This is a genomic window from uncultured Agitococcus sp., assembly GCF_937920075.1.
Taxonomy (GTDB): Bacteria; Pseudomonadota; Gammaproteobacteria; order Pseudomonadales; family Moraxellaceae; genus Agitococcus.
Genome location: NZ_CALETI010000260.1, coordinates 1 through 8490 on the forward strand (window position 1 = coordinate 1; position 8490 = coordinate 8490).

General features: G+C 40.3%; 7 protein-coding genes and 1 pseudogene. 5 read left to right on the top strand and 3 right to left on the bottom strand.

What is annotated here, in order from left to right; all coding sequences use genetic code 11:
• Together Q0212_RS08950 and Q0212_RS08955 are read right to left on the bottom strand one after the other, a co-directional pair.
• The coding region (locus Q0212_RS08950) for a hypothetical protein (protein WP_367175810.1) at positions 1-300 on the bottom strand (300 nt) is incomplete at its 3' end.
• 16 nt (positions 301-316) lie between these two features.
• Positions 317-601, bottom strand: a complete 285-nt coding sequence (locus Q0212_RS08955) for a TetR/AcrR family transcriptional regulator (RefSeq protein ID WP_297924663.1) — start codon at positions 599-601, stop codon at positions 317-319.
• A 213-nt stretch (positions 602-814) separates the two neighbouring features.
• On the opposite strand from Q0212_RS08955, the gene argC reads away from it, so the two are divergent.
• The 3 genes from argC to recD all read left to right on the top strand — a co-directional run bounded on the left by argC (position 815) and on the right by recD (position 4279).
• Positions 815-1846, top strand: a complete 1032-nt coding sequence (gene argC, locus Q0212_RS08960; RefSeq protein WP_297924664.1) for an N-acetyl-gamma-glutamyl-phosphate reductase — start codon at positions 815-817, stop codon at positions 1844-1846.
• An 88-nt stretch (positions 1847-1934) separates the two neighbouring features.
• The gene (locus tag Q0212_RS08965; RefSeq protein ID WP_297924666.1) at positions 1935-2624 is read left to right on the top strand and encodes a DUF6776 family protein; all 690 of its coding nucleotides are present in this window, start codon (positions 1935-1937) and stop codon (positions 2622-2624) included.
• Positions 2621-4279 (top strand): exodeoxyribonuclease V subunit alpha, encoded by a 1659-nt coding sequence (gene recD / locus Q0212_RS08970; RefSeq protein ID WP_297924668.1) that lies wholly within the window; start codon positions 2621-2623, stop codon positions 4277-4279. Before Q0212_RS08965 ends, recD begins: the two co-directional genes overlap by 4 nt.
• A gap of 111 nt (positions 4280-4390) precedes the next feature.
• Here the strand turns inward: recD and recA are convergent, their stop codons facing one another.
• Positions 4391-5446: a recombinase RecA gene (gene recA / locus Q0212_RS08975; protein ID WP_297924669.1), complete on the bottom strand. Its 1056-nt coding sequence runs from the start codon at positions 5444-5446 to the stop codon at positions 4391-4393.
• Between the two features lie 213 nt (positions 5447-5659).
• On the opposite strand from recA, the gene mutS reads away from it, so the two are divergent.
• On the top strand, positions 5660-8242 hold the full coding sequence (gene mutS / locus Q0212_RS08980) for a DNA mismatch repair protein MutS (protein ID WP_297924672.1): 2583 nt from the start codon (positions 5660-5662) through the stop codon (positions 8240-8242).
• Between the two features lie 128 nt (positions 8243-8370).
• A pseudogene (locus Q0212_RS08985) lies at positions 8371-8490 on the top strand (ferredoxin); the annotation flags it as partial.

Genomic DNA, 8490 nt, shown 5'->3' on the forward strand with positions numbered 1-8490 from the left:
TAACTCATAATTAAAATCACGTTTTAAAATTTTAATAATTTCAGGTGACAAGGCATTAATTAGCGCATTGGGATATGCTAAGGATTGCCACAAGCCTAAAGTAAGTGCGTAGCTGCGTAATAATAACCCCGACCCCTCATTAGGTTTTAAGGAAAATTTTTGTTCAATCAGATAACCAAATTCTTGTAAAGAAGAAGCCAAAAAAAGCTTAAAACGAACCATTGATTCTATAGGAAGATTTTGTTCTAGCACTCCATTCGATATAGATGCTAAAGGTAATAAATCAGGTAACTCTTTGATGAGTTGACTATATTCTTTAGCAAAAAAACTCTGCGGCTTTTACTCCATTCAGTGGTAATTGTTGAATAATAATTGACAGCTTTTGGAGTAATTTAGCAAAATCATCTTCAAGCAGAGCAATAAAAATTTCTTCTTTGGTCTTAAAGTACAAATAAACAGTACCTTTGGCTAAGCCTGCCGATTTAGCAATATCTGCAACAGAGGGTAAAATTTTTTGTTCCCTAAACAACTGATGCGCAGCATTAATAAAATCAGCACGACGTAATAATTTGTCAGCATCAGTCATTGCATTACGCGCCATAAATATCTCCTAGTTTTTGGCTAATTATTCTTTTTTTGATGATAAGTATTGATTTTGTAGGTCAATTTAACAGAATTTTTTGTTAAAAGATGATTTGAGAATAACAAGATTTTTAAGATAGACAAATCATTTTTTAACAAAAGCTTTGCTGTTAGATGTTTTAATAGCTCGTTATAATACAGCAGCCCCTATTAAGTCTTTTGGAGATATAGTGTGATTAAAGTTGGTATTGTTGGTGGTACAGGTTATACCGGTGTTGAATTATTGCGTTTATTAGCACAACACCCACAAGTTGAGTTAAAAGCCATTACCTCGCGTAGCGAAGCAGGTATGCCTGTATCGCAAATGTTTCCCAACTTACGTGGTCGTGTAGATTTACCATTTACCGAACCGACTATCGAAAATTTAGGCGACTGTGATGTGGTATTTTTTGCTACGCCTAATGGCGTTGCCATGAAGCAAGTCCCAGAATTATTAGACAAGGGCATTAAAGTTATTGATTTAGCAGCGGATTACCGTTTAAAAGATCCTGCTGAATGGCAAAAATGGTATGGTATGGCGCATGCCAGCGAGAATTTATTAGCAGAAGCGGTGTATGGATTGCCAGAAGTCAATCGTGAAGCCATTAAAAATGCGCGTTTAGTGGCTAATCCAGGTTGTTATCCGACAGCAGTGCAATTAGGCTTTTTGCCTTTATTAAAGGCGGGGCTGATTGACACACAAAGTTTAGTGGCTGATGCTAAATCGGGTGTGTCGGGGGCAGGTCGTAAAGCTGAAGTGCATACCTTATTGTGTGAAGCAGGCGATAGTTTTAAAGCTTATGGTGTTGCTGGCCATCGTCATCTTCCCGAAATTAAACAAGGTTTAGCGCATATTAGTGGCCAAAACGTGGGTTTAACCTTTGTACCACATTTATTGCCAATGATTCGTGGTATTCATGCAACCTTGTATGCGCGTTTAACAGGTGACATTGCAGATTTACAAGCACTTTATGAGCAAACTTATGCCAATGAAGCATTTGTGGATGTATTACCCGCAGGCAGCCATCCAGAAACACGCACGGTGCGTGGTGCAAATATGTGTCGTATGGCGGTGCATCGTCCACAAGGCGGCGATACCGTTGTCATTCTTTCGGTGATTGATAACTTAGTAAAAGGTGCAGCAGGTCAGGCTATACAAAACATGAATATTATGTGTGGTTTACCCGAAACAACGGGCTTAAATCATATTGCCTTGTTACCCTAAAGTGTTTTTTCTCCCTCGCCCCTTCAGGGAGATGATTGGGGTGAGGGGATAACTAAAATATTACTATTATCATTGTAGGATAAAAATTGTGTGGCAAAGTGGACGCAGACAACGACTAAAAAGTTACTTAAATAGTCCAATTACTCAGCATTTATTAGCATGGAGTTTAGTTGCCATATTAGGTTTAGTAGTCAATGCGATTGGCTTTTTTTACTGGGGTTATGATTACGGTTTGCGTAGCATTGGTGCGAGTGCCAATGAAGTCCAACAATTGCGGCAACAAGTTAAACAGCAAAATCAACAAATTCCGCTTTTGCAACAGCAATTAGCAATTGCTCAGCAAAATCTTGATATTGCCCAAAAAACCTCGCAACAACTTCAGCAAGACAACAAAAGTCAATTAGCCAGCGTTGCCGATATGCAAGAGCAAATCATGGTATATCAACGTTTATTAGGCACTAAGGGAGCAGCTAACGCCTTAAATATTGATAGTTTTAATGTTCAGCGTCTCACTAATGGTAGTTATCAATATCGAGTATTACTCACACAACCGCAAAACAATAAACAAAATGTAAGAGTGATTGTAAAAATTATACCCAATAACAAACAGACGCCAGTTATCTTGCAAAGTGAGGAACAAAGTTTTCAATTTTTTAAAAGTATTACGGGTGAATTTGTTTTGCCGTCAGGTTTTGTCGTTGATAGTGTTGAAGTCACTATACAAGGTGTAGGTAAAAAAGCTATTAAACTACAAAAACGATTTAAGTGGGATTTATGAGCTTTTTACATCTTCCTATACAACGTAGTGAGTTTGGTTCTGCATGGGCAGATAGTTTAGCCACCTTGTTAGTACAATTACATGAAGGGCAAGGTGGTAATCGTCAGCACAGCATAAGATTGGCTGGTTATGTACGTGATTTGTGTGCGGCTTTAGATCACGGTCATAGTTGTTTATATAGTGAGTTTTTTGAACGTTTAGCCGAATATCAATCTCCGATTATTGTGCCTGTTGAACAAGCTTTACAGCATATAGCTCCCTTAGTTTTAGAAGATAAACGCTTGTATTTATATCGTTATTGGTGGGATGAATATCGTTTAGCACAAGCCATTAAGCAACTCAATCGACATATTCCAAGCACATTAGCCGATGCAGATTTGCAACAACTTTCCGTAGGCACTCATCTACAACAAGCGCAAGCGATTAAAGTCGCGTTACAAAGTGGTTTTACACTGATTACGGGTGGGCCGGGTACAGGTAAAACCTTTACCTTAGTACGAATTTTAATAGCATTACTACAGCAAAATTCACAGTTAACAGTTGCTTTGGCTGCACCAACAGGTAAAGCCGCTGCACGAATGCAAGAAGCTTTACGTCAGAGTTTGGCGCAATTACCTGTAGCGCAGCAGCTACTAAAAGCTTTACCACAAACAGCTTTTACATTGCATCGTTTGTTAGGAATGGGGCATGGCACGCAGCCTAAGTTTAATGCACAGCAACCGTTACCTTATGATTTGATTATTGTTGACGAAGCATCAATGATTGATTTGCGTATGGCAAGTCAATTAGTCACCGCAATTAATCCTCAAGCGCGATTAATTCTTTTAGGAGATGCCAATCAATTAGCCGCTGTAGAAGCGGGCGCAGTATTGGCAGAACTCAATAAAGCGCAAACGCTAAAGAATAGCCGAGTGCATCTCACCCAAAGTCAGCGTTTTGGTGGGCAAATTGGTCAATTAGCCGAAGCGGTATGCCGTGGAGATACGCTAACGGTGACTCAATTAATTGAACAAAGTAGTGATGAGCTAAATTATGCACCTTTAGAACAAGTTGAATCATTAGCTAAAAAGCTCTTTATTGGTTATCAAGCCTTTGCACAGGCTTTGAAAAGTAAAACTGATATTGTTGATTTATTAAAACTCTTTGATGACTTTAGGGTGTTATGTGCAGTACGCGAGGGAAGTTATGGGGTCAACGCACTAAATCAGCGTCTTAGTTTATTGTTGCAAAAGGAATTGGCTCAAAATGAAGACCCTTTAGCTGTTTGGTATCATGGTCGTCCTGTGATGGTAACCCAAAATGATTATAGTCTTGATGTTTTTAATGGTGATATTGGCATTACGCTTGAGGAAGAAGATGGATTTTATGTCTATTTTCCAGCACGAGACACTCCAACTAAGCGTGTGTCGGCGGCACGTTTGGCGCACAGTGAGACGGCATTAGCATTAACGATTCATAAATCTCAAGGCTCAGAGTTTAAACAGGTTGCAGTGGTTTTGCCTAAAGAGGAGTTGCCAATTTTAACTCGCCAATTGTTATATACAGGCATTACTCGTGCAAAAAAACAAATTCAATTATGGGCATTAAAGCCGATTTTGCTAAAAACCATAGAACAAGAAACCAAAAGAGCCTCTGGTTTACATTTGAAGGTTTAGATAGCTCCTGAGTTTATTAATTTTATGCAGAGTATCTAAACGGATATAGGCTTTGGTTTAGCAAACAATAAGCTGGGCAAAATGCCCAGCCTACACTTGTTTTTTGTTTAATTAAGCAAAATCTTCGCCTTCTAATGCAGCTTCAGTAGCTTCTTGTTCAGAGGCTGCATTAGGTGCAGGAATAGACAATAATTTATTGCGTACTTCGGCTTCAATCACCTCAGCAACGGCTGGATTTTCTTCAAAATACTTACAAGCATTGGCTTTGCCTTGGCCAATCTTGTTGCCTTGATAAGCATACCAAGCCCCCGATTTTTGAATGATATTTTGGTCAACACCCAAATCAACCAATTCACCCAAACGGTTTGTACCTTGACCATACATAATTTGGAAAGTGGTTTCGCGGAATGGTGGGGCAACTTTGTTTTTTACCACTTTAACTTTGGTTTCAGAACCCACAACCTCTTCACCATCTTTTACCGCACCTGTACGGCGAATATCTAAACGCACAGAAGCATAAAACTTAAGTGCATTACCACCTGTTGTGGTTTCGGGGCTACCAAACATTACACCAATTTTCATACGCAATTGATTAATAAAAATCACTAAACAGTTGGTACGTTTGGCATTACCCGTGATTTTACGCAAGGCTTGGCTCATCAAACGTGCTTGTAAACCCATGTGCGAATCACCCATATCTCCTTCAATTTCGGCTTTAGGAGTCAGAGCAGCCACAGAGTCAATTACAATTACATCAACTGCCCCAGAACGTACTAACATATCGGCAATTTCAAGTCCTTGTTCGCCATTATCTGGTTGAGTGACATATAAGTTGTCGGTATCAACACCTAATTTACGGGCATAAGTTGGGTCAAGTGCGTGTTCGGCATCAATAAACGCAGCTGTGCCACCTTGACGTTGGCATTCGGCAATCACTTGTAAGGTTAAGGTTGTTTTACCTGATGACTCTGGGCCATAAATTTCAACAATACGACCTTTAGGTAAACCCCCAATACCAAGGGCAATATCTAACCCTAAAGAACCTGTTGAGACTGCTTGAATGGCCTCGGTAGGTTTATCACCTAAACGCATTAAGGTGTTTTTACCAAATTGTTTTTCGATTTGCGCTAAAGCAGCACCAAGAGCTTTACGTTTGTTATCATCCATTTTTTATCTCCTAAAGAGTGATGTAGGTTGTGGATTGGATGGCTGTATAGTCGCAGGTTAATTAGCTTTTGGCTAGAGGTCAAAAAATGTCGTGCGTCATAAATCGTCGCTATTTAAAACTATCAACCAATCTCAATCATCGTTAAAATTGACACTCAATTTTTAGGACTGAACAGAGCAACGACTGTGACCGATTTTGCCGACCATACCCCAATGATGCAGCAATATTTACGCATCAAAGCCGATTATCCCCATGCCTTAGTTTTTTATCGAATGGGCGATTTTTATGAATTGTTTTTTGATGATGCGCATAAGGCTGCACGTTTATTAGATATTACCTTAACCCATCGTGGCAAAACCGCAGGAACTCCCATTCCCATGGCAGGTGTGCCATTTCATGCGGCCGAAGGTTATGTGGCAAAGTTGGTTAAGCTTGGCGAAGCGGTGGTTATTTGTGAGCAAGTAGGTGATCCTGCCACCAGCAAAGGGCCTGTTGAACGCAAAGTTGTCCGTATCTTAACCGCAGGCACAGTGACTGATGAAGCATTTTTAGATGCTAAACAAGAGGCTTTATTATTAGCGATTCATGCCTATCAGCAAGAATTAGGTTTAGCGGTTTTAGATATTAGTAGCGGTCGTTTTAGTGTGCTCAGTTGTGAGTTATCGCCTGATGGTTTAGCTGCTGAATTAGCTCGTTTAAATCCTGCCGAAATTCTAATTAGTGAAGATTCGCCTGTATTAGCATGGCTTGATAATCGGCCAATTCGTAAATATCCGCCGTGGCAATTTGGTTTAGAAACGGCACAACATATCTTATGCCAACAATTCGCCGTTAAAGATTTGCAAGGTTTTGGTTGTCAACATTTACCTGCGGCCATTATTGCTGCTGGTGCATTGTTGCAGTATGCCAAAGAAACCCAAAAAACTGCTTTACCACATCTACAAGGTTTACGCGTCGAACAAGCCAGTGATTTTATTTATTTAGATGCAGCCACTCGCAAAAATCTAGAGTTAACGCAAACCTTAGTGGGTGAGTTCCAATATAGTTTGGCATGGGTGTTAGACGTTTGCCAAACACCGATGGGTAGCCGTTTATTACGTCGTTGGTTACATCAGCCTGTTCGTCATGTGCCGACATTGTTAGCTCGACAAGCAGCCATTACTGAGTTAAGTAGCGATTATTATTACGAAAAATTGCAGAGTCATTTGCAAGCAATTGGTGATTGTGAGCGAATTTTAGCAAGGGTAGCATTAAAAACCGCGCGTCCGCGTGATTTAAGCCGTTTGCGAGAAGTGTTTGCCGAATTGCCTGCCTTGCAACAGCAATTAAAACTGGCTAAAGACAGCAAAATTCAAGCCTTAGCAGATGATATTCAAGAATTTCCACAACTACATCAATTACTGAGCAAAGCCATTGTTGATAACCCGCCTGTGGTGATTCGTGACGGTGGCGTATTAGCAGATGGCTTTGATGCGGAGTTAGATGAATTACGCGCAATTAGCACCAATGCAGGCGATTATTTATTACAACTAGAATTAAAAGAACGTGAAGCAACAGGTATTGCCAACTTAAAAATTGGCTATAACCGTGTCAGTGGTTATTATATTGAGCTAACTCGTGCCCAAGCCGATAACGCACCAGCCCATTTTATTCGTCGTCAAACGCTAAAAAATGCCGAACGGTTTATCACGCCCGAACTTAAAGTATTTGAGGACAAAGCCTTATCTGCTGCGGCAAAAGCCTTAGCCCGTGAAAAGTTCTTATACGAGCAACTTTTAGAGGGTTTTTCACAATATTTAGCTCCGCTACAACACATGAGTTTAGCGTTGGCAGAACTTGATGTGTTGGTGGCCTTGGCCGATAGAGCAGCTTCGTTAAATTGGGTGAAGCCACAACTGGTGTCACAAATTACGGTTGATATTAAACAAGGTCGTCATCCTGTGGTTGAAGCCGTGTTAAATAGCCCATTTACCGCAAACGACACTTTATTAACCTCTAAACAAAAAATGTTGATTATCACAGGGCCAAATATGGGCGGTAAATCAACGTTTATGCGTCAAACGGCGTTGATTGTGTTATTGGCGCATATTGGCAGTTTTGTGCCTGCACAAGCAGCAACGATTGGTTGTATAGACAGAATTTTTACCCGCATTGGCTCATCTGATGATTTAGCAGGTGGCCGTTCAACCTTTATGGTTGAAATGACCGAAACCGCGAATATTCTACAAAACGCTACCGAACAAAGTTTAGTGTTAATGGATGAAGTAGGGAGAGGCACGAGCACGTTTGATGGTTTAGCCTTAGCATGGGCAGCGGCTGTGCATTTGGCGCAACAAATCAAAGCTTTAACTTTGTTTGCAACCCATTATTTTGAACTTACCAGTTTGCCACAATATTATCAGGGCGTCGCGAATGTCCATGTTGCTGCGAGTGATTATGGCGATCATTTAGTGTTTCTGCATCAAGTTATCGAAGGGGCAGCCAGTAAAAGTTTTGGTTTGCAAGTCGCTAAGTTAGCAGGTGTGCCTATGGCAGTTATTCAAGCCGCTCAGCACAAACTACAAGAGCTAGAGCAAAGTCCTAATGCTCAAAAAGCCAAACAAAAACCTGCTCCCATGCAAGCGGGCTTATTTGCCGAACCTGTTGTTGTTGAGAAAGTGGTTGAAAAAATTATTGAAAAGCCACAGGTAAGCCAAGTCGAACAAGCCCTAAAAGCGATAGATATTGACAACCTAACGCCGCGTGCTGCTCTACAACAGTTATATGACTTACAAGCATTACTGATGAAAAGCTAAGTAGATTAGGGCTTACAAATGTGTCTAATCATGCGTAGAATAAGGATATTATATAAGTTTTTCCCATTGGTTAAGATTTAGGCGTTATATCAGCTTAAATTTGATTTTAAATTAAGAGGCAGGACAACATGGCTTTTGTCGTTACCGAAAACTGTATTAAATGTAAATATCAAGATTGCGTAGAAGTATGTCCTGTAGATTGCTTCTATGAAGGTCCAAACTTTTTGGTTATTCATCCTGATGAATGT